Genomic DNA, 21,301 nt, shown 5'->3' with positions numbered 1-21,301 from the left:
AGCCCCTTCCTTGTGGAAAAATATATGTGATTATCATTATAAACAAAGCGATGAGAAAATACAAGAACAGGTGGCGAAAAATATGTCCGAAAATGGAGAAGCAGCTTAAAGCAAAAAATACCCCTGCCATTTTCAGCGAATAGCACAAAATCGAGGAGCTAAAAACCGTCAAAAAGTGAAATATAACGTAAAAAATTGAAGTTACACTTGACTAATACAATAAGGAAACTATATACTAAATTTAAATTTCCGAAATATGACCAAAAATAATAAAATTAAAATTTTAAATGTCTGAAAATAAAAGAAGATTTCAAGGAGGAGTCGGAACAATTATGAGATTGGAAAAGGAGCGGGCGCTCCAGGCCATTGAAGAACATAAGGAGCTTTTGTGTGCCATGAGCGATGCTATCTGGGACCACCCGGAGACGGGGTTCCACGAACACTTTGCCGCCGATCTATTCTGCCGCACGCTGGAGGAACAGGGGTTCCGGGTAGAGCGAGACCTTGCGGGGATTGCTACTGCCTTTTCAGGGACCTACGGTCAGGATGGACCTGTAATCGCTTTTCTGGGCGAGTTTGACGCCCTGCCTGGACTGAGCCAACAAGCGGGCTGTACGGAAAAGCAGGCTATGCAGGAGGATGGACCGGGCCACGGCTGTGGACACAATCTGCTGGGGGTTGGCTCACTGGCCGCCGCCATCGGAGTAAAACAGTATTTGCAGGATAACGGCTTGTCGGGTACAGTGAAGTTCTTCGGATGCCCTGCTGAGGAGGGAGGCTCTGGAAAGGGCTTTATGGCGCGCGACGGAGTGTTTGATGGGGTGGACGTTGCCTTCAGCTGGCATCCAGATGAGACGAACAGTGTGTCCACAGAGAGTACTATGGCCAACTATCAGATATGCTATCACTTTCGGGGCGTTTCGGCCCACGCCGCCATGTCCCCCGAGTTGGGGCGCAGCGCTCTGGACGCCCTGGAGCTGATGAACGTGGGGATCCAGTTTCTGAGGGAGCACGTTCCCCCGGAGACCCGTATCCACTACGCCATCACTGACACCGGTGGAAAGGCTCCGGGCGTGGTCCAGCCCTATGCCGAGGGGCTCTACCTCATGCGTGCTCCCAAGCTGTATCAGGTGAAAGAGCTCTATGAGCGGGTCAACAAGGTCGCCCAGGGGGCAGCTATGATGACGGAGACCACTGTGGAGATTGAGTTCATAAAAGCCTGTTCCAACACTGTGCTGAACACGACTCTACTGAAGGTGATGCAAAAAAATCTGGAAGAGATACCTTCCGATTTCTTTGACCAACAGGACATGGATCTGGCGGCCAGGATCGTCGACTCCCTCGAGGAGCGGGGCAGATACTTCGAGGACTTAGTAGAGGAGATACAAGACCCGGAACAGCGGCGGACCGCATTGACGGACTGTGCCAATCCCCTGCACAGTGTGGTATTGCCCATGGCTCGGGAAAGGCAGGGCTTTGTTTCCTCGGATGTAGGTGACGTGAGCTGGAACTGCCCGGTGGCACAGATCAGCACGACTACCATGCCGGCGGGGACCCCTATGCACTCCTGGCAGATGGTGGCCGTGGGGAAGAGCGCCATGGCCCACAAAGGGATGCTTTATGCAGCTAAGGTGATGGCTGCCTCTGCTATCGATGCACTGGAGGCTCCCGCGATTATCGAGCAAGCGAAGAAAGAGTTCCAGGAGAGGACGGGCGGACGCAGCTACGACCCGCCAATCCCCGTCGGCATTAAGCCGAGGATAATATAATCCAGACCCGGCCATAGGAGAGGAGGCGGTATGGAAAGCACAATAGGGGAGTGTTTGGGCAAGACTGTGTAAAAACGAAAAAGTTGAGGAGGAAACAGCTACAATGGAGCAAATGTACATTTGTCTGGCGATTTTTGCCATAATGGTCATCCTGTTCTTGTCGCGTAAGATACCTATGGCGTTTAGCGCACTGATTGCGATGGTGCTGCTGATCATTACTGGGTGTATTGACGCTAATAGTGCCCTGGCCACCTTCGGGAGCACCACCGTTATCACGATGGCATCTATGTATATTGTAGCAGCAGGCTTAGCCAGGACGCAGATGATTAACAAGATGTCCAACGCCCTGCTGAAAGCCACCAGCGGTTCCTTTACAAAAGTACTGATGACCTATGTGATAGCCACCACGATACTGGGCCAGTTCGTACCTAGTATCATCGCTACCTTTGTAATGGTTACCCCTATGGTCAAGAACACCTGCGAGAAGATGAACATCAGCCCCTCTAAAATGATGTTCCCGGTGGCCATCGCTTCGGTATCCTGTAGCTTTCTGGTCATTCCCATTGGCCCCTACGCCGCTGACTATGTGATGTACAACGGTTATCTTGAGTCCTATGGCTGGTACGATACCGCCTTTACAATTTGGACCGACACCCCTGTTCTGGTGATAACCGGCATCTTCACTATCCTGGTCTCCGTATTTCTTGTCCCCAAGCTTCTGCCTGACCAGCCCGACGTGGAGATCGGTGAGATCAAACGCCGCGCCATGAAGCAGAAAGAGCCTCTGGACCCCGTGCGTGAGATGCTGGGCTACGGTGTCTTTGTTGTTGTGATCCTGGGTCTGATGACCGGGATCCTCCCCGCCTGGGAAGTGACCATGATTGGTGCTCTCGTGGTAGTGGCCACTGGCGTGCTCACCGAGCAGGAAGCCATTGACAATCTGAATATGGACACTATCATGCTTTACGTGGGCGTTTCTGTCCTGGGGACCGCCCTGGGCGGCACTGGTGCCGCCGAGCTGATGGGAAGCGCCCTGGCCTCGCTCCTGGGCAACACCACCAACGGCTATATCATTGGCGCAGCCTTCTATATCGTGGCATGGCTGATGACCTCTTTCCTCTATAACCGGGCGGTGACCCAAGTGCTCTATCCCCTGGCTATCATGACCTGCGTGACCATGAATGTCGATCCCATCGGCCCCATCATCCTGTGCAACATTGCCTCAATGTCCTCCCTGGTCACCCCTATGGCCACAGGCGTTGTTCCCTTGGCGATGACCGCCGGCGGCTACAATCTAAAGACCATCTTCAAGGCCGGCATGGTGCCCGCCGTGGTCCGTGGTGTGGTCAGCGTGTTGGCGACCATGACCATGTTCCCTATCTGAACAGGCTGCTCCAACCTGCCTGTGTGCTCATAAAAATTCCCGCACGGTATCCCGTGCGGGAATTTTTTAGTTTGTCAAAAGACCTGAGATGCGGTGCGCCACATCCCAGGCCCCTGAAAGATGTGTTTACTTGAAATATTCCGCACCGGACTCGAACAGCGGCTGGTGCTTATCTCCGGGAATGTTCCGGCCCACAAAGTCGCCGTACCGCTCCGAGTGCCCCATCTTGCCGAACACCCGGCCGTCCGGGGAGAAGATGCCCTCGATGGACATGATGGAGCCGTTGGGGTTGACGTCGATGTCCAGGGAGGGGACGCCCGCCCCGTCCACATACTGGGTGGCCACCTGGCCGTTCTGGATCAGACGGCAGACCATCTCGTCGGAGGCCACAAAGCGGCCCTCGCCGTGGGAGATGGGGATGGCGTGCAGGTCGCCCACCTGGGACTTCAGCATCCAGGGGGAACGGACCGAGGCCACCCGGGTGGTGACGTACCGGCTCTGGTGCCGGCCGATCAGGTTGTAGGTCAGAGTGGGGCACTGATCGTCCATGGGGCGGATCTCCCCGTATGGGACCAGCCCCAGCTTGATGAGGGCCTGGAAGCCGTTGCAGATGCCCAGCATCAGGCCGTCCCGGTCCCGAAGCAGGTCATGGATCGCATCGGTCAGCCGGGGGTTGCGCAGGAAGGAGGCGATGAACTTGCCGGAGCCGTCGGGCTCGTCGCCGCCGGAGAAGCCGCCGGGCAGGACCACCATCTGGCTGCGGCGGATGGCCTCTTCAAGGGCCTGAGCGGACTGGGCCAGCAGGTCGGTGGACAGGTTGCGGACCACCACGATCTCGGGCTGGATGCCCGCCCGCAGGCATGCCTGGGCGGTGTCATATTCGCAGTTGGTGCCGGGGAAGACAGGGATGACCGCCCGGGGCCGGGCCGTCCGGCTCTGGCAGACGATGGGGGCTCGCTCCCCGCAGGAGATGGCCTCCACTTTTTCCGTCTTTCCCGCCCGGGTGGGATACACCTGCTCCAGCACCCCTTCGTTCCGCTCCAGCAGCTCGGCAACGGAGGCGGTGTCCTCCCCGATGGTAATGACCGGCTCCTGGGTGGTGGTGCCGATGCGCCAGGCCATGCCGGGGAGGAACTCCTCCCCTTCCAGCTCAAACACGATGGCGCCGGAGCAGGGGCCGTACCAGGGAGCGGCGGCATCCACATCGGCCTGGAAGCCGATGGAGTTGCCGAAGGACATCTTCATCACCGCCTCGGCCACGCCGCCGGCCTCCACCGCCCAGGCGGCCTTCACCTTGCCCTGGCGGCACAACTGGTGGAAGGAGTCCCAGGCAGTCTTCAGCTCCCCATAGGAGGGGAAGCCGGGCAGCAGATACACCGGGTGCCCCGCCCCCTTGAATTCGGGCGTAAGCACTTCCCCGGCCTTGGCGGGGGCGATGGCGAAGGAGATCAGCGTGGGGGGCACGTCCAGATCCAGGAAGGAGCCAGACATGGAATCCTTGCCGCCGATGGCAGCCACATCTAGCCCCAGCTGGGCGTCCATGGCCCCCAGCAGGGCAGAGAAGGGCTTGCCCCAGCGCAGGGGCTCGTCCCGAAGCTTCTCAAAATACTCCTGGAAAGTGAGGTAGGCCTGGCGGCGGTCACAGCCGGCGGCCACCAGCTTGGCCATAGAGTCCACCACTGAGGCAGCCGCACCGGTGAAGGGGTCGCGGACCATGGTGTCTGGGTCGAAGCCCCAGGCCATCACGGAGCACAGGTCGGTGCTCTGGCCGGGCAGCACGGGCAGCAGGGCGGCCATAGACTGGGCCGGGGTGCGCTGGGTGCTCCCGCCGAAGGGCATGAGCACGGAGGCGGCGCCGATGGAGCCGTCAAACCGCTCGGTCAGTCCCCGGCGGGAGGCGCACTTCAGGCTGGAGGCCATGTCCCGCAGGTCCTGGAACCGGGGGGAGGGCTGCCGCTGGGCGGCGGAGCGGTCGGGTACGGTGACAGAGGTGTGCTTGTCCGCCCCGTTGGTGTCCAGGAAAGCCCGGGACAGGTCGGCGATGGTCTGGCCCTTCCAGGTCATCACCATCCTGGGGCTCTCCGTGACCACCGCCACGGGGTATGCCTCCAGGTTTTCCGCCTGAGCGGCGGCGATGAAGCGGTCCGCGTCCTCCGGGGCCACCACCACTGCCATGCGCTCCTGGCTCTCAGAGATGGCCAGTTCGGTGCCGTCCAGGCCGTCATACTTCTTGCGTACCGCGTCCAAGTCGATGCGCAGGCCGGCGGCCAGCTCGCCGATAGCCACGGAGACGCCGCCGGCGCCGAAGTCGTTGCACCGCTTGATCATGCGGGTGACCTGGCTGTCCCGGAAGAGGCGCTGGATCTTCCGCTCCTCGGGGGCGTTGCCCTTCTGGACCTCGCTGGCCATGGTGGTGAGGGAAGCCTTGTTGTGGCTCTTGGAGGAGCCGGTGGCTCCGCCGATGCCGTCCCGGCCGGTGCGGCCGCCCAGCAGGACGACCACGTCCCCGGGGGCAGGACGCTCCCGCACCACGTTGGAGGCCGGCGCGGCGCCCACCACGGCGCCCACCTCCAGGTGCTTGGCCACATAGCCGTCGTGGTACACCTCGGCCACATGGCCGGTGGCCAGGCCGATCTGGTTGCCGTAGGAAGAGTAGCCGGCGGCGGCGGTGGTGGCCAGCTTGCGCTGGGGCAGCTTGCCCTCCATGGTCCGGTCATAGGGGGCGCGGGGGTCACCGCACCCGGTCAGGCGCAGAGCCTGATACACATAGGCCCGGCCGGAAAGCGGGTCCCGGATGCAGCCGCCGATGCAGGTGGCCGCGCCGCCGAAGGGTTCGATCTCGGTGGGGTGGTTGTGGGTCTCGTTCTTGAACATGAGCAGCCAGTCCTGCGCCTCCCCGTCCACCGTGGCGGTGACGTGGATGGAACAGGCGTTGATCTCCTCCGACTGGTCCAGGTTCTGGAGCAAGCCCCGCTTTTTCAGCACCTTGGCTCCGATGGTGGCCAGGTCCATCAGGGTCTGGGGCCGGGCCGCGGCCTTCTCCGGTCCGTACACCTCCGCTCGGGCGGTGAGGTAGCGGCGGTAGGCGGAGTCCACCGCGGGGTCCAGGATCTCCACCCGGTCGATGTGGGTGGAAAAGGTGGTATGGCGGCAGTGGTCAGACCAGTAGGTATCCACCACACGGACCTCCGTGATGGTGGGGTCCCGCTTCTCCTCATCCCGGAAATAGGCTTGGAGGAACTTCAGGTCGTCCAGGTCCATGGCCAGCCCCAGCTGGGAGAGCAGGCCGGCCAGTCCAGGCTCGTCCAGGGCGGTAAAGCCCTGGATCACGGCCACACGGTCGGGGGCCTCGTGAGTGCGGACCAGGGTGGCCGGCTTGTCCATGGAGGCCTCCCGGCTCTCTACCGGGTTGATGAGGTAGCGGCGGATCTTGTCCAGCTCCTCCTCAGTGAGCCGGCCGCCCAGCAGGTACACCTTGGCGTAGGCGATCAGGGGGCGGTCCACCCCGGCCATGAGCTGGATGCACTGGGCGGCGGAGTCGGCCCGCTGGTCGAACTGCCCTGGCAGGGCCTCCACCGCCAGGATGCGGTGGGGATACTCGGGGACGGGGAAAGTCTCGTCATACACCGCATCCACCTGGGGCTCGGAGAAGACGATGCCCTTGGCCTGCTCATAGATCGCGGGGTCGATCTGGTCGGCGTCGTAGCGGTTCAGAATGACCACAGACTCCAGGCCGCGGATGCCCAGCTGGTCCCGCAGAGCACCCAGCAGCCCCTGGGCCTCCACATCGAATCCGGTCTTTTTCTGTGAATAACAGCGCAGTACGCTCATGTCCATTCCTCCAGATATATATTATTTTTTATGTTTCGATCCGTCTGTGTGTCCCGCCCCCGGGGGAGCGGGGGCGCGCAAGGGAAACCTTTGTGGATAGTTCAGGATGGGAAAGGCGGTGGACCTCCCACGCTGGAGCGGGCGGTCAGGGGTCCAGGACCCAGTTCTCCAGCCCATGGAACACGTTGTCCCGCACTGGGTCCAGTCCGCTCAGCCGTCCCCATTGGGTCAGCACGGAGCCGTTTTTGAAGCAGATGGGGACGATGGGGGCGTTCTGAATCAGGTGGGAGCACAGTGAGGCGGCGGCAGAGGAGCGCAACTCCGCGCCCGCGGCCCGGAAGGCGGATAGCAGGCCGTCGGTGGACGGGTCGGACCAGCCGCCGTAATTCAGGCCGCCCCTCGTTCCCACCAGCTGAGTCAGATCGAAGTCGGCGGTGAGGCGCACCTCCGCCAGATACAGATCAAAGTCCCCCCGCTCCAGGGCGGCCAGATAGTCGGTCCAGGAAAGGCGCTCCAGAGAGATGGACACTCCGGCCCCTGAGAGCTGGTCCACAATGCGCTGGGCGGCGGCCACCTTGCTGCTGTTCTCGCTGTTCACCAGAAAGACCAGCCCGTCGCTGCCCAGCTGCTGCCCTTCCAGACCCTTCACCAGATCGTCGGGGGAGTAGTCCGCGGAGTCTGACAGCAGTTGGTGGTACAGCGGGCTGTCAGGGTGGATGGGCAGCGCTGTGGGGACGGCGTGGTGGGCAAAGGAGATCTCCGCAATGGATCGCCGGTCGATGCCCCGGGACAGGGCACGCCGCAGCTGGGCGGAGCGGAAAGGTCCCCGCTGGGTGTTGAAGCCCAGATAGATCAGATTGGTGGTGCTGTAATCCCATGCCTCATAACTGCCGGAGTAGCCCAGGCTGTTGGTGCCAGTGAGGTCGGCATCCAGCAGGGTGATGTCCCCGGCGTCAAAGGAGGAGATCAGGTCGTCCGCCTGCCCCACCGAGGCTAAATGGATGGTCTGGAATGGGAGGGACCTGCCCTGCCACCAGCCGGAGCGGGCAGTGAGGACGGTCTCCCCTGTTGCCTCCTCCGTCAGCACATAGGGGCCGGTCCCCAGGGGGCGGTCCCCGTCTCCCAGGGCAATGGGGATGTCCAGCAGAACCGGCAGCGCCCCGTTGGGGGTGGAAAGAGTGACGGTCACCGTCCCCTCTCCGGCGGCCACCGACCGCACGCCCCCCAGCCGCTGGGCGTAGTGGGAGTCCGGCGCCATAGCGTCCCGGAGGGCCTGGGCGGCAACCGTCCCCGTCAGGGGGGTGCCATCGGAAAAGGTGATCCCCTCCCGCAGGGTGAAGGTCCAGGTCAGCCCGTCCTCGCTGACGGTGTAACCGCTGCACAGCAGGGGCTGGGCCTGAAAAGAGGCGTCCACCGAGAAGAGCCCCTCATAGAGCAGGGAGCCCAGAGTCAGATTTGCCCGGTTGGCCGCCCGGGCGGGGTGGAGCGTGTACTCGGGGTAAAAGGCGAGGGTAAAGGGGATAGAGGCGGGGATGGCCTGCTCCTCCTTCGCCGCAGAGGAGAAGTCCGTGCCGGAGGCGGAAGGGGGCTCCGCCTGGCCGCAGCCGGCAAGGGACAGGGCCAGCGCCGCGCTGAGAAGCAGCAGGAAAATACGCCGACGACCCATGGGGAACCTCACAGTCATAAAAGTTGGATAATGGCGGCCATGCTGCCCCGCCGCTCCCCCATCACCCGATGAGACCAGAAGCGGTCGGTGCGGCAGGCGGTGCAGTCCGGGCAGAGGGCGATGTGCTCCGGTGAGAGCCCCGCACGGCGGAGCCAGAGGGCGTTGGCCCCCTTCAGGTCCACGTGCCAGCGCCCGTCCTCCGCCGGGCGTATGCAGGTCTCCGCCTGACTGCCCAGCCCATCCCGGAGGGCACCAGGCACGTCGTCGCGGGTCAAAAAGCAGCAGGGGGAGATCCCAGGCCCGATGGCGGCCCGGATATGTTCCGGGCGGCAGCCGTAGTCCTCCCGCATCCGGAGGGCGGCCCGGGCTGCGATGCCCAGGGCGGTCCCCCGCCAGCCGGCGTGGACAGCAGCAGCGCAGCGGCGCACCGGGTCCAGCAGCAGCACGGGGATGCAGTCGGCGGAAAAGATGGTCAGGCACAGGCCGGGCTCGTCCGTGATAAGGCCGTCCGCCTCATACACGCCGGGCTCAGCGGAGCTGGACATCACATCTCTCAGGGTGACGGGCCGCACCAGATCCCCGTGGACCTGATGGTTCTTCACCAGGGCGGCGGGGTCGGCCCCCGCCGCAGAGCAGAAGCGGCGGAAATTCTCCGCCACCCGTTCCGGGGCGTCCCCCCGGTTAGCACCCAGGTTCAGGCTGTCCCAGGGAGCGGGAGAGACGCCGCCCAGCCGGGTGGAGAAGCCATGGGCGCAGACGGATGGATCAAAGCCGCCACAGGCGTAAAACGGGACGCTCTGACAGGTGCGCAGGGTGACCTCCATAGGTGTGCCCCTCCTTTGCCGAGATGTAAAGACCTTAGCACTTTATTGTATCCTAAAATCCTCCGTCTGACAACCCGTTACAAGGGAGAAAAGAGGGCACGTTTTCCTGGCGGGGCGGGCGCTTTTCCCAATGGGGCGCTCCGGCGTGCTGCTGCCCGGGACCTGCCCCGCAGCCGGAAGCGGGCGCCCTGCACAGGGGCCGGAAGGAATATCACCCTGCAGGCCCCTGTGCCCCTGTGGGGCGGTCGCCTCCTATGGACCTCTGCAAAGCATCTTTCCGGCGGCCGGCCTGTGCGGCCGCTCAAAAGTACTTGAGCCCCGGCGGTGTCACCGCCGGGGCTCTCTGGCTCACAGGGCGCAGTGGAAGGTGCGCTTGATGACCTCCTCCTGCTGCTCTCGGGACAGGCGGTTGAAGTTGACCGCGTAGCCCGAGACACGGATGGTGAGACTGGGATATTTCTCCGGGTGTTCCATGGCGTCCTCCAGGGTGGCCCGGTCCATCACGTTCACGTTCAGGTGGTGGGCCCCCTGGCAGAAGTAGCCGTCCAGAATGGCCACCAGATTGGCCTCCCGCTCCCCCTGGTCCCTCCCCAGGGCGTGGGGAACGATGGAGAAGGTGTTGGAGACCCCGTCCTGGCACACGTTCCGATAGGGGATCTTGGCCACCGAGTTCAGGCTGGCCAGGGCCCCGTTCTCGTCCCGGCCGTGCATGGGGTTGGCGCCGGGGGCCAGGGGCTCTCCCAGCTTGCGCCCATCGGGGGTGGAGCCTGTCTTTTTCCCGTACATCACGTTGGAGGTGATGGTCAAGGCGGACAGGGTGTGCTTCGCTCCCCGGTAGAGGGGGTGTTTTTTCAGTTCCCGGATGAAGGTCCGCACCACGAACACCGCCTCGTCATCCGCCCGGTCGTCGTCGTTTCCGTATTTTGGGAAATCCCCCTCCGTCTCAAATTCCACCGCCACCCCGGCCTCATTCCGTACCGGCCGGACGGAGGCATAGCGGATGGCGGAAAGGGAGTCGGCGGCCACGGAGAGGCCGGCAATGCCGAAGGCGGTGAGCCGCTCCACCTGAGTGTCATGGAGGGCCATCTGGCTGGCTTCATAGGCGTATTTGTCGTGCATGTAGTGGATGATGTTCACCGTGTCCGCATACAGCTCCGCGGCATAGGAGAGCACCTGCTCATAGTTGGCCCGGACCGCTTCATAGGAGAGCACTTCGTCCAGGATGGGACGGATGCCGGGGACCACCGTCTCACCGGTGCGCTCGTCCACGCCGCCGTTGATGGCGTACAGCAGGCATTTGGCGATGTTGCACCGGGCGCCGAAGAACTGCATCTGTTTGCCCACCGCCATGGCGGACACACAGCAGGAGATGGCGTAGTCATCCCCATACACCGGGCGCATCACGTCGTCATTTTCGTATTGGATGGAGTCGGTGAGGATGGACATTTTGGCACAGAAGGCCTTGAAGGGGGCGGGGAGGTGCTCCGACCACAGCACGGTGAGGTTGGGCTCCGGGGCGCTGCCCAGGTTGCCCAGGGTGTGGAGATAGCGGAAGGAGGTTCGGGTCACCAGGGTGCGCCCGTCAATAGACATGCCGCCGATGGCCTCGGTGACCCAGGTGGGGTCCCCGCCGAAGAGCTCGTTGTACTCCGGCGTACGCAGGTGGCGGACCAGCCGCAGCTTGATGATGAACTGGTCGATCAGCTCCTGGGCCTCCTCCTCGGTGATGACCCCTGCCTCCAGGTCCCGCTGGAGGTAGATGTCCAGGAAGGTGGAGGTGCGGCCCAGGGAGGTGGCGGCCCCGTTGTTCTCCTTGATCCCTGCCAGATAGGCCAGGTAGACCGCCTGCACCGCCTCCCGGGCAGTGGCGGAGGGGCGGGACAGGTCCACCCCATACCGTGCGGCCATCTTTTTCATCTCCTCCAGGGCCCGGATCTGCTCCGAGACCTCCTCCCGCAGGCGGATGCGCTCCTCGTCCATGGGGCCGTCCAGGGCGTCCAGGTCCCGTCTTTTTTCCTCCACCAACCGGTCGATGCCGTACAGGGCAACCCGGCGGTAGTCCCCGATGATCCTCCCCCGGCCGTAGGCGTCCGGCAGGCCGGTGAGCAGGCCGGCGTGGCGGGCCTTCCGGGTGCGCTCCGGGTAAGCGTCAAAGACCCCCTCGTTGTGGGTCTTGCGGTACTGGGAGAAGTGGTCCTCGATCTCCGGGTCCAGGCGATAGCCGTACTGCTCCAGGGCGGACCGGGCCATCCGGGTTCCGCCGTACAGGTTGACGATGCGCTTGAGGGGCGCGTCGGTCTGAAGGCCCACGATGACCTCGTTCTCCCGGTCGATATAGCCGGGGGCAAAGCTGTCGATTCCGGAGACGATGTGGGTCTCCACATCCAGCACGCCCTTCCGCAGCTCCTGGCGCAGCAGGTCCTCACACCGCTCCCACACCGCCCGGGTGCGCCGTGTGGGGCCGGTAAGAAAGCTGCCGTCTCCCTCGTAGGGGGTCCAGTTCTTCTGAATAAAGGAGCGCACATCGATGCTGCGCTGCCACTCGCCGCCATGAAAGCCCTTCCATGCCTGATTTTCCATCTTCATACCGCTCTTCCTTTCTCCGCAGTTGTGGTGTAGGGAGCAAAAAATTCCCGCTCCAGCCGCCGGCACAGATCCCGGTCCATTGGGGGTGTACCTGCCAGAGGGTCGGTCCGTTCCAGAGCCTCATACTTGTGGGCCCCCAGCTTGTGGAAGGGCAGCAGCTCTACACGCTCCACATGGGGCAGGGTGTCCACATAGGCCCGCAGTCCCTCCAGGTGGGCCCGGCTGTCGGTGAGGCCGGGGACCACCACGTGGCGGACCCACATGGGGGTGCCCGCCCGGCGCACTGCTTCTACAAAGTCCAGGGTGGCGGCCATGTCCCCGCCGGTGACTGCCTTGTAGCCCGCCGGCTCATGGTGCTTCACATCATAGAGCGCCAGGTCGGTGTGGGCCAGGATCTCCCCATAAATTCCCCTTCCGGCTCCCGAGGTGTCCAGACAGGTATGGACACCCTCCGCCTTCAGCCGCCTGAGGCACGCCAGCAGAAAGTCCGGCTGGGCCAGAGGCTCGCCGCCGGAGAAGGTCACGCCCCCGCCGGAGCGGTCAAAGTAACTGCGGAAGCGCAGCAGCCTGCGGACCAGCGTGCCGTCCTCCACCGGCCGGCCGCCCCCGCACTGGGTGTCGGGGTTGTGACAGTAGCGGCACCGCAGGGGGCAGCCCTGGAGAAAGACCACTGCGCGCACCCCTGGACCGTCCACCAGCCCCATGCTCTCCATGGAGTGGATATATCCCGTCATCCTGTTTCCTCCTTGCTTTTCTGTGATGGCGGGGCAAAAAAGGGCGCAAAAAAGCCGCCCCTCCGGGCCCCTTCAGCGCCCAGACGGTCGGCATGGTGACGATCATACTCCCTGTGGTTTCACTCCACTTCCGTCAGTCATATGATCCACATCCACAATACAGCAGAGACCCGCCTCCTGTCAAGAGGCGGGTCCCCGTTTCTACTTTTTCCACAAATCAGCTGGGCCGGGGGAAGGAGTTCCTGTATCTTGCGGCCGCCGGCTCACCGGCGCAGGGGGGTGCTGTCCGGGTCCTCCCGCCGGGCCACCCTGACTACCACGCTGGTCAGGGCAAACAGGGCGATGGCGTTGGGGATGACCATCAGGTTGTTGAACATATCGGTCAGCTCCCACACCAGGTCGTTGGACATCGTGGTGCCCAGGAAAATGAAGATGAGGGCGACCACGGTATAAATAGTGGTGCACAGCTTGGGGGACTTCTTTCCAAACAGGTAGATCACGTTGATCTTACCAAACAGGTTCCACCCCAGCACGGTGGAGAAGGCGAAGAAAAACAGGCAGATGGCCACGAACTTGGCGCCCAGCCCGGCCCCCATCACAGTGCCGAAGGCGGTCTGCGCCAGGTTGGTCTTGTCCAGAACCTCAGTCACCCCGCCCACGTAGCCGCCAGCCAGAGGGCCGTCGGCGGTGTAAAGGGTGGAAATGATGACCAGTGCGTTCAGGGTGAGGACCACGAAGGTGTCGATGAACACGCCGACCATGGCCACCACGCCCTGATCGTGGGGGTCGGTCACATTGGCCTGGGCGTGGGCGTGGGGGGTGGAGCCCATGCCGGCCTCGTTGGAGAACAGGCCCCGCTTGGCGCCCTGGCTGATAGCGGTCTTCAGGGCGGCGCCGAAGCCGCCGCCGATGATGGCCTGTGGCTGGAAGGCGTACTGGAAGATCATGGAAATGGTGGCAGGGAGGTACTGGATACGGGCGATAAGCACCACCAGGCCGCCCAGCAGGAAGATGGCCGCCATGACAGGGACGATCTTCTCCGTGACAGAGGCCAGACGCTGTACGCCGCCCAGGAAGATGATGGCGCAGATGACCACCAGCACGATGCCCACCACCCAGGATGGGACGCCGAAAGCGGTCTGGAATGTGGAGCCGATGGAGTTGGACTGGACCATGCAGCCCATGAAGCCCAGGGCCAGGGTGATGGCCACGGCGAAGAAACCAGCCAGGAACTTGCCGAAAGCGCCCTGGAAGGCGGTGGTGATGTAGTACACCGGTCCGCCGTGAATATTGCCCTCCTGGTCTACCCTGCGGGTCTTGATGGCCAGAGTGGCCTCAGCGTAGATGGTGGCCATGCCGAAGAAGGCGATGATCCACATCCAGAAGATGGCCCCCGGTCCGCCGGTGAGGATGGCTCCGGCGGAGCCCACGATGTTGCCGGTGCCCACCTGAGCGGCGATGGCGGTGGCCAGGGCCTGGAAGGAGCTCATGCCGCTGGCATGCTTTTTGCCCCGCAGGGTCAGGTTGCCGAATACCTTCCGCATGCCCTCGCCGAAGCAGCGCACCTGAACGAAGCGGGTCCGGATGGAGTACCACAGGCCCACCGCAATGAGCAGGAAGACCAGGATGTAGCTGGACAGGTAGTTGTTGATGTTTACAACGATGGGATAGAGCGTGGCTTCTAAGGATTCCAACATAGTGTTTTCTCTCTCCTTTGGGACAAAAAATGGACCGTGGAGCAGGCTCCGCGGTCCGTCGCATAGGGCGAGGAAAAACTCCCTCGCCGCGGTCCGTTCCTGGACTGCGGCAAGGCAGTTCATCGTCTCTGTCCTTTTGCCTGAGAGATTGGCGAAAGCGTCCCCGCTTCCGTCTTGCACCTTCGGCACCCGATCGTCGAGCTTCTCCAGAGTCACATCCACGCGCAGTCCTCGTCCCGGCAGGGACACCTGAGAGTGTTACTCCTTCGGCAAGCCATAGCTGTTTTCCTGCGCGCTTCGTCTGTCCTATTTTGTTTTCGAGCAATACCTTAACACAGCCGCGGTCAAATGTCAACCACTGGCGTACATTTATACATATCCGGCGGATTTTCCCCCGGCACTCCCCCGGATATTGGGCATTTTCGCAGACAAAGTTTACAGTTTGGCCTTTTTTCCGGGAGAAAGGTATGATATACTGAGATGCTACGATCCATCAGGACGCCCTTTTTCCACAATGATCGAGGATCAACATCAACATCCGAGGTGTTTTCCAATGAGTCTATTTACTAAAATCTTCGGGACCTCCTCCCAGCGCGAAGTCAAGGCCATCACGCCGCTGGTGGATAAGATCGAATCTCTGGAGGAGAAGTACAAGGCCCTGACAGACCAGCAGCTGCAGGCCAAGACCCCCGAATTTAAGGAGCGTCTCCAGAACGGTGAGACGTTGGACGATATCCTGCCCGAGGCCTTTGCTGCCTGCCGGGAGGCGGCCTGGCGGGTGCTGGGCATGCGCCCCTACCGGGTCCAGCTCATCGGCGGCATCATCCTTCACCAGGGCCGCATCGCTGAGATGAAGACCGGTGAAGGCAAGACCCTGGTGGCCACCCTGCCCGCTTACCTCAACGCCCTGGCCGGAAAGGGCGTCCACATCGTCACCGTCAACGACTACCTGGCAAAGCGCGACAGCGAGTGGATGGGCAAGGTGTACCGCTTCATGGGCCTGACCGTGGGCCTGGTCATCCACGGGGTCATGGGCCCGGCCAAGAAGGCCGCCTATCAGGCGGATATCACCTACGGCACCAACAACGAGTTCGGCTTCGACTACCTGCGGGACAACATGGCCATCTACTCCAGCGAGCTGGTCCAGCGCGGCCACTCCTTTGCCATCGTGGATGAGGTGGACTCCATCCTCATCGACGAGGCCCGCACCCCCCTTATCATCTCCGGCCAGGGGGAGAAGTCCACCCAGCTCTACACCATCGTGGACCAGTTCGTCTCCCGCCTGAAGTGCCAGCGCATCGCCAAGGTGGACAACAAGGAGGAAGAGGACGTCAACCTGGACGCTGACTACGTGGTGGACGAGAAGGCCCGCACCGCCACCCTTACCGCCCGGGGCATCGCCAAGGCTGAGCAGGCCTTCAACATCGAGAACCTGGCCGACCCGGAGAACACCACCCTCTCCCACCACATCAACCAGGCCATCAAGGCCCACGGCGTGATGAAGAGGGACATTGACTACGTGGTGAAGGACGGACAGGTCATCATCGTGGACGAGTTCACCGGGCGCCTCATGTTCGGCCGCCGGTATAACGAGGGGCTCCACCAGGCTATCGAGGCCAAGGAGCACGTGGAGGTTGCCAACGAGTCCAAGACCCTGGCTACCATCACCTTCCAGAACTATTTCCGCCTCTATGACAAGCTCTCCGGTATGACGGGCACCGCCATGACCGAGCAGGAGGAATTCGGCACTATCTATGAACTGGACATTGTAGAGATCCCCACCAACAAACCCCTGGCCCGGATCGACCGGCCTGACGTAGTCTACAAGACCGAGGCGGGCAAGCTGCGGGCCATTGTGCAGCAGATCGAGGAGTGCCATCAGAAGGGCCAGCCCGTCCTGGTGGGCACGGTGTCCATCGAGAAGTCGGAGCACCTGTCCGAGATGCTCCGGCGCAAGGGCATCGCCCACAGCGTCCTGAACGCCAAGAACCACGAGAAGGAGGCCGAGATCGTCGCCCAGGCGGGCAAGTTCGGCGCCGTCACCGTGGCCACCAACATGGCCGGCCGCGGCACCGACATCATGCTGGGCGGCAACGCCGAGTTCCTCGCTAAGGCTGACCTGCGCAAAGCGGGCATGACCGACGAGCTTATCGCGGAGGCCACCGGATTCGCGGAAACGGACAACGAGGATATCCTCAACGCCCGGAAGATGTTCACCGAGGCGGAGGCCAAGTATAAAGACGAGATCCGGGCGGAGGCGGACAAGGTCCGCACTGTAGGCGGCCTGTTCATCCTGGGCACCGAGCGCCACGAGTCCCGCCGCATCGACAACCAGCTGCGGGGCCGCGCCGGCCGTCAGGGCGACCCTGGTGAGACCCGCTTCTTCCTCTCACTGGAGGATGACATCATGCGCCTGTTCGGCTCTGAGCGAGTCATGGGCATGATGGAGAAGCTGGGGGTAGACGAGGACACCCCCATCGACGCCAAAATGCTGTCCAACGCCATTGAAAACGCACAGAAGCAGGTGGAGTCCCGCAATTTCCAGACCCGGAAAAACGTGCTCCAGTACGATGACGTGATGAACACCCAGCGGGAGGTCATCTACAAGCAGCGCCGCCAAGTGCTGGACGGCGAGGACCTCCAGCAGTCCATCCAGTCCATGCTGCGCAGCACCATTGAGAACGCCATCCGCGGCCACATGGGAGAGCAGAAGCATATGACTGCGGAGGAGTTCCGGGAGGCCACCGCTCTCTTCCACACCATGTTCCTTTTGCCGGACGAACTGCGGCTCACAGACGAGGAGCTGCAAGGCTACACTGCGGACGGGCTGGTAGATCTGGTCATGGAGAAGGCCCAGGCTGTCTATCAACGCAAGGAGCAGGAATTCACACCGCCCCTGATGCGGGAGCTGGAGCGGGTCATCATGCTGCGGGTGGTGGACGAGTACTGGATGGACCAGATCGACGCCATGAATGACCTCAAGCAGGGCATCGGACTGCGGGCCTACGCCCAGACTGACCCCGTTGTAGCCTACAAAAAGGAAGGCTACGAGATGTTCGAGCAGATGATCGCTGCCATCCAGGAGGAGACCCTGCGCCGCCTGTTCCTGGTGCGCATCCAGCGCAAGGCGCCTGATGCCCCCGCCCCGGAGATCAAACGGGAACGGGTGGCCAAGATCACCAGCGAGTCAGGCGCCAGCGACGGCACGGTCAAAAAGCAGCCGGTAAAAAAGGCGGTCAAGATCGGCCGCAACGACCCCTGCCCCTGCGGCAGCGGCCTGAAGTGGAAAAAGTGCACCTGCAAGGAGTATCACAGCGAGCAGCAGTAAGAACCCACACAAAAGCAGTGGACCCGTATCTGGAGCAAGGCGGCATAGGCGCACAGCTTATGCCGCCTTGCTGTGTACCAGCCTTTGACGATCAGGAGGAAAAGGAGAGCACAGATGGAACAGACAGATCTGATCCGCAGGGCCCGCTATGGCCCCAATACAATTTTGGCAGCCGGGATGTCCAGGGCGCTGAACACGGCGCTGAATTCGGCGGAAAGTGAGCTGCTCCTCCTGGTCCTGATCCTGGACCGGGACAGCGGACGCATCCTGGACGCAGAGTGCAACATCATCCTGGGCATCAACAGTGACTACATCGCATCCCTCCTGGTGGGGCGGAACTTTTACCAGGAGCTGGACGAGATCATCCTGTCCATCCAGCAGCAGTATTTCGGCCCGGGTCAGCGGGCGCTGATTGTCTGTCTGAAGGATGCGTACTCCAAGATGAGGGCTCGCAGCCCCCGTTCCCTGCCGCTCCGAAAGTAGGGCCGGCGCTCTCTCGCTCTGTCTGATTGGTAAAAAACGACAGTAGAACGGGAACGGGATTTTGCTTTTTGCACAATTTCTGTTGACAAGAGCGATCTTTTTTATTATAATTCAGGCATATAATCCGTTCCGCTTCCCAGCGGGCCAAGGGGGCTGGAGGGTATATGTCCGATTTCCCTTCGGGGGCCATCTGTGTCGTTGGCCTGGCCAAGGTGGCGAACCAGAACCCGATCCACAGCGTGCACCGCGCCCTGGCTGGCTCTTTTATCGTGGACCCCTCCAGCGGCCTGGTGTATGATGTCCAGTTTGACACAGTCTGCCAGATCACCAGCGATTTTCTGGCGTCCCTGCTCATTGGTCTCAGCCTCCACACGGACCTGGAGGAGATGATCTCCCGGGTCCAGAGCCGCTACTTCGGCGACTCCCGCCGGGCTATCACCGTCATCCTACGGGATGTGGCTGCCCGCCTGAGGGAGTGCCAGGGGGGCGGGTACAACTGAATCTTTCTTTATTTATGGTGTTGGAGGTCTCCCCTCCAACAGCCGAATAAATAGGGACCTGTTTGATTGCCTGCTGGCAGCCAAGGGGGTCCCTTTGTTTTTTTAGAAATAGGCCTGGGAAACGCTCCAGGCAGAGGCAGGCCCCGGGAGGTGTATGTTGAAATGTTGCCATGAAAATGTGAGCGATGACCCCATCCCTGTCCCCGCATATCTTGTCTGCCTGTGCCGGTAAAAACAACTGTGTGAATCAAGAAAGGAGAAGCTGCCATGATCTTCAACCTTCCCCCTATCTGCGGTCTGTTTCCGCTGCTGCTGTACATCGTCCTGGCATTTAAAAAAGGGATGCATCCTCTGGTGAACGTGTCCATCTGCGCTGTTGTGGGCGCAATCATGGTGAAACAGCCCCTGAACGGCCTGGGCGCGGTGATCTACGAGTCCATGGGCTCCTTCCTGGCCCTGGTGGGATTCATCATCATGCTGGGCTCAGGACTGGGCATGGTGCTGAGAAAGACAGGCGTAGCCGCCGCCATCGTCAATGTGCTGATGCGGAAGATCGGCGTCCGTACCCAGAAGCGGGCTATGATCGCCACCATGGTCTGTTCCGTGGTGCTGGTCACCCTGCTGGGCACTTTGGCAGGTGCCAACGCCGTGATCGCCCCCATCGTGATCCCGCTGGTAGCTGCGGTGGGCATCACTCCCTCCGCGCTGGCCGTCATCTTCCAGGGCGCCGGTCAGACCGGACTGTTCCTCAGCCCCTTCTCCCCGCCTATGGTGACCCTGATGAGCATCACCGGGCTCTCCTATCCCCGCCTTTTGCTGTGTGCGGGACTGCCCGTATCCATCGTCATGTGGGTGGGCACCTTCCTCATCGCCAACAAAGTCCAGAAGGAGACCCAGGGGACGGAGAACTTCGGCCCTGACGGGGAGGCCGCTGCGGAGAACTTCCAGATGGACCCGGCCACCCGCCGCGCCACCATCGCCTTTGCGGTCACTATGGCTCTGATGGTGATCTATGGGATCGCCACCAATGGCGGCGCGTCCTTCGTGATCCTGGTGATGATTGTGGCTGCGATCATCACAGGTCTGTTTGCCAGAATGCCCGTTGGCACCATCTTTGACAGCATGATGGAGGGCTGCGGAAAAATGATGTGGCTGTTCTTCATGTTCCTCATTTTTAACCCCTTCCTGAACTTTGTCACCCAGTCCGGTGCCTTTGATGCCCTTCTCCAGCTGCTGGAGCCTCTGATCGGCCCCACCGGGAAGGTGGGCTTCACCCTGCTGACTGTGCTGGTGGGCATCTTCGGCATCAACGGTGCCGCCGTGGCCCAGGCCATGATGATCGACAGCCTGTTCAGCTCCTTCCTCCCGACCCTGGGCATTTCCATGGAGCTGTGGGGCATGATTGTCCTCATCGGTCATCAGATCACCTCATTTGCCTATCCCGGCGTGGACATGATCGGACAGATGGGACTGGCCCATGCCAGCAACATCAAGCCGATGATGAAGCTCTCGTACTTTGCCATTATACCCGGCACAGTGATCCTCGCTGTGCTGGCGTCGTTCATTCTGTAACTAGCTTTCGGAAATAGGACAGGAGGCATATTCTCATGAAACGTATCCCTCAAAATGAAATCTATCGCATCCTCTCCGGACTGGCCGGGACGGTGGGCCTCTATGTGGAGGACTGCCAGTCCGGCGAGATCTTCACCATCAACCCGGAGCATGTGTTTCCCTCGGCCAGCGTCATCAAGGTCCCTATGCTGGCCCTTCTCATGCGGGACGCACAGCAGGGGCTGGTGGACCTGGACGCCCCCCGCACCATCGACCCCCGCAACCGGGTGGGCGGGACCGGCATCCTGTGTGAGCTGGGCACCGATTACACCCCTTCCCTGCGGGATCTGGCCAAGCTGATGATCGTACTCAGCGACAACATCGCCACCAATGAGATCATGGATGTGATCGGAATGGAGCGGTTCAACAGCTTCTGCCGGGAGATGGGCTATCAGAATATTACCCTGATGCGGAAAATGATGGATTTTGAAGCCATCCAGCAGGGAAAGAACAACTACATGTGCGCCGGGGAGACTGGGCGTCTGCTTTCTGCTATCTCCCGGGGCGAATTCGTCAATCCGGAGATCTCCCAGACCATCTTCGATATCATGGCATCTCAGCAGTGCCGCAACAAGCTGCCCGCCCTTCTGCCGGCAGTTGCCTCCTACTCCGGCTCCAAGTCCGCCATCCCGGAAGGGCAGGTCCTGGTGGCCAACAAGACAGGCGACCTGGTGGGCATCCAGCACGACGTGGGCATCTTTGAGCTGCCTGACGGCCGCCGCTACCTGATTGCCATGTTCACCGGGGATCTGGAGAACGACAGCGCGGGCATCGCCGCCATCTCCCAGGTCTCCCTGGCGGTGTATCAGGCCCTTCGGGACTGACCGCCGCCCTCTGCGCCCTATGCGGCGGGGGGGGGGGGGGCGGGGGCGCGGGCGGGGGGGGGGG

General features: G+C 61.9%; 13 protein-coding genes and 3 riboswitches. Of the genes, 7 read left to right on the top strand and 6 right to left on the bottom strand.

The genetic code is table 11. The features are described 5' to 3' along the window. The first annotated feature begins 332 nt into the window (after positions 1-332). Both NE584_RS14300 and NE584_RS14295 read left to right on the top strand, forming a co-directional pair. A complete protein-coding gene (locus tag NE584_RS14300) occupies positions 333-1,769 on the top strand; it encodes a M20 family metallopeptidase (RefSeq protein ID WP_256183083.1) in 1,437 nt (478 codons plus the stop codon). A gap of 103 nt (positions 1,770-1,872) precedes the next feature. Beyond that, the gene (locus NE584_RS14295) at positions 1,873-3,153 is read left to right on the top strand and encodes an SLC13 family permease (protein WP_256183082.1); all 1,281 of its coding nucleotides are present in this window, start codon (positions 1,873-1,875) and stop codon (positions 3,151-3,153) included. A 126-nt stretch (positions 3,154-3,279) separates the two neighbouring features. Here the strand turns inward: NE584_RS14295 and NE584_RS14290 are convergent, their stop codons facing one another. The 6 genes from NE584_RS14290 to NE584_RS14265 form a co-directional block, all read right to left on the bottom strand. Beyond that, positions 3,280-6,990: a phosphoribosylformylglycinamidine synthase gene (locus tag NE584_RS14290; RefSeq protein ID WP_256183081.1), complete on the bottom strand. Its 3,711-nt coding sequence runs from the start codon at positions 6,988-6,990 to the stop codon at positions 3,280-3,282. A gap of 139 nt (positions 6,991-7,129) precedes the next feature. Further along, positions 7,130-8,650 carry an ABC transporter substrate-binding protein gene (locus NE584_RS14285; protein WP_256183080.1) on the bottom strand — a complete coding sequence of 507 codons (1,521 nt, stop codon included), beginning with the start codon at positions 8,648-8,650 and terminating at the stop codon, positions 7,130-7,132. 14 nt (positions 8,651-8,664) lie between these two features. Next, on the bottom strand, positions 8,665-9,474 hold the full coding sequence (pgeF, locus tag NE584_RS14280; RefSeq protein WP_256183079.1) for a peptidoglycan editing factor PgeF: 810 nt from the start codon (positions 9,472-9,474) through the stop codon (positions 8,665-8,667). Positions 9,475-9,822: 348 nt separating this feature from the next. Beyond that, entirely contained in the window at positions 9,823-12,054 is a 2,232-nt protein-coding gene (pflB, locus tag NE584_RS14275; protein ID WP_108981554.1) for a formate C-acetyltransferase, read from the bottom strand. A 2-nt stretch (positions 12,055-12,056) separates the two neighbouring features. After that, positions 12,057-12,794 (bottom strand): pyruvate formate-lyase-activating protein, encoded by a 738-nt coding sequence (gene pflA, locus NE584_RS14270; protein WP_256183078.1) that lies wholly within the window; start codon positions 12,792-12,794, stop codon positions 12,057-12,059. Positions 12,795-12,864: 70 nt separating this feature from the next. Further along, positions 12,865-12,945, bottom strand: a riboswitch (ZMP/ZTP riboswitch). Positions 12,946-13,057: 112 nt separating this feature from the next. Continuing rightward, complete coding sequence (locus NE584_RS14265; protein ID WP_256183077.1) at positions 13,058-14,491, bottom strand: sodium:alanine symporter family protein; 1,434 nt, start codon at positions 14,489-14,491, stop codon at positions 13,058-13,060. 118 nt (positions 14,492-14,609) lie between these two features. Continuing rightward, positions 14,610-14,706: riboswitch (glycine riboswitch) on the bottom strand. Continuing rightward, a riboswitch (glycine riboswitch) is annotated at positions 14,707-14,792 on the bottom strand. A 252-nt stretch (positions 14,793-15,044) separates the two neighbouring features. Between NE584_RS14265 and secA the strand changes: the two genes are divergently transcribed. The 5 genes from secA (at position 15,045) to NE584_RS14240 (ending at position 21,237) form a co-directional block, all read left to right on the top strand. After that, on the top strand, positions 15,045-17,819 hold the full coding sequence (gene secA / locus NE584_RS14260; RefSeq protein WP_256183076.1) for a preprotein translocase subunit SecA: 2,775 nt from the start codon (positions 15,045-15,047) through the stop codon (positions 17,817-17,819). A 114-nt stretch (positions 17,820-17,933) separates the two neighbouring features. Beyond that, positions 17,934-18,302 (top strand): DUF3870 domain-containing protein, encoded by a 369-nt coding sequence (locus tag NE584_RS14255; RefSeq protein ID WP_050622804.1) that lies wholly within the window; start codon positions 17,934-17,936, stop codon positions 18,300-18,302. A gap of 164 nt (positions 18,303-18,466) precedes the next feature. Next, complete coding sequence (locus NE584_RS14250; RefSeq protein WP_050622803.1) at positions 18,467-18,802, top strand: DUF3870 domain-containing protein; 336 nt, start codon at positions 18,467-18,469, stop codon at positions 18,800-18,802. Between the two features lie 267 nt (positions 18,803-19,069). Then, the gene (locus NE584_RS14245) at positions 19,070-20,374 is read left to right on the top strand and encodes a Na+/H+ antiporter NhaC family protein (RefSeq protein WP_050622802.1); all 1,305 of its coding nucleotides are present in this window, start codon (positions 19,070-19,072) and stop codon (positions 20,372-20,374) included. A gap of 35 nt (positions 20,375-20,409) precedes the next feature. Further along, positions 20,410-21,237 carry a serine hydrolase gene (locus tag NE584_RS14240; RefSeq protein WP_050622801.1) on the top strand — a complete coding sequence of 276 codons (828 nt, stop codon included), beginning with the start codon at positions 20,410-20,412 and terminating at the stop codon, positions 21,235-21,237. Positions 21,238-21,301 lie beyond the last annotated feature (64 nt).

The organism is Clostridium sp. DFI.5.61 (assembly GCF_024462915.1).
Taxonomy (GTDB): domain Bacteria; phylum Bacillota; class Clostridia; order Oscillospirales; family Oscillospiraceae; genus Lawsonibacter; species Lawsonibacter asaccharolyticus.
This window is presented reverse-complemented; position numbering and strand designations above follow the sequence as displayed.

Coding starts and splice junctions, on each gene's coding strand:
- NE584_RS14300 (WP_256183083.1), top strand. CDS start 333: ATGAGATTGGAAAAGGAGCGGGCGCTCCAGGCCATTGAAGAACATAAG.
- NE584_RS14295 (WP_256183082.1), top strand. CDS start 1,873: ATGGAGCAAATGTACATTTGTCTGGCGATTTTTGCCATAATGGTCATC.
- NE584_RS14290 (WP_256183081.1), bottom strand. CDS start 6,990: ATGGACATGAGCGTACTGCGCTGTTATTCACAGAAAAAGACCGGATTC.
- NE584_RS14285 (WP_256183080.1), bottom strand. CDS start 8,650: ATGGGTCGTCGGCGTATTTTCCTGCTGCTTCTCAGCGCGGCGCTGGCC.
- pgeF (WP_256183079.1), bottom strand. CDS start 9,474: ATGGAGGTCACCCTGCGCACCTGTCAGAGCGTCCCGTTTTACGCCTGT.
- pflB (WP_108981554.1), bottom strand. CDS start 12,054: ATGGAAAATCAGGCATGGAAGGGCTTTCATGGCGGCGAGTGGCAGCGC.
- pflA (WP_256183078.1), bottom strand. CDS start 12,794: ATGACGGGATATATCCACTCCATGGAGAGCATGGGGCTGGTGGACGGT.
- NE584_RS14265 (WP_256183077.1), bottom strand. CDS start 14,491: ATGTTGGAATCCTTAGAAGCCACGCTCTATCCCATCGTTGTAAACATC.
- secA (WP_256183076.1), top strand. CDS start 15,045: ATGAGTCTATTTACTAAAATCTTCGGGACCTCCTCCCAGCGCGAAGTC.
- NE584_RS14255 (WP_050622804.1), top strand. CDS start 17,934: ATGGAACAGACAGATCTGATCCGCAGGGCCCGCTATGGCCCCAATACA.
- NE584_RS14250 (WP_050622803.1), top strand. CDS start 18,467: ATGTCCGATTTCCCTTCGGGGGCCATCTGTGTCGTTGGCCTGGCCAAG.
- NE584_RS14245 (WP_050622802.1), top strand. CDS start 19,070: ATGATCTTCAACCTTCCCCCTATCTGCGGTCTGTTTCCGCTGCTGCTG.
- NE584_RS14240 (WP_050622801.1), top strand. CDS start 20,410: ATGAAACGTATCCCTCAAAATGAAATCTATCGCATCCTCTCCGGACTG.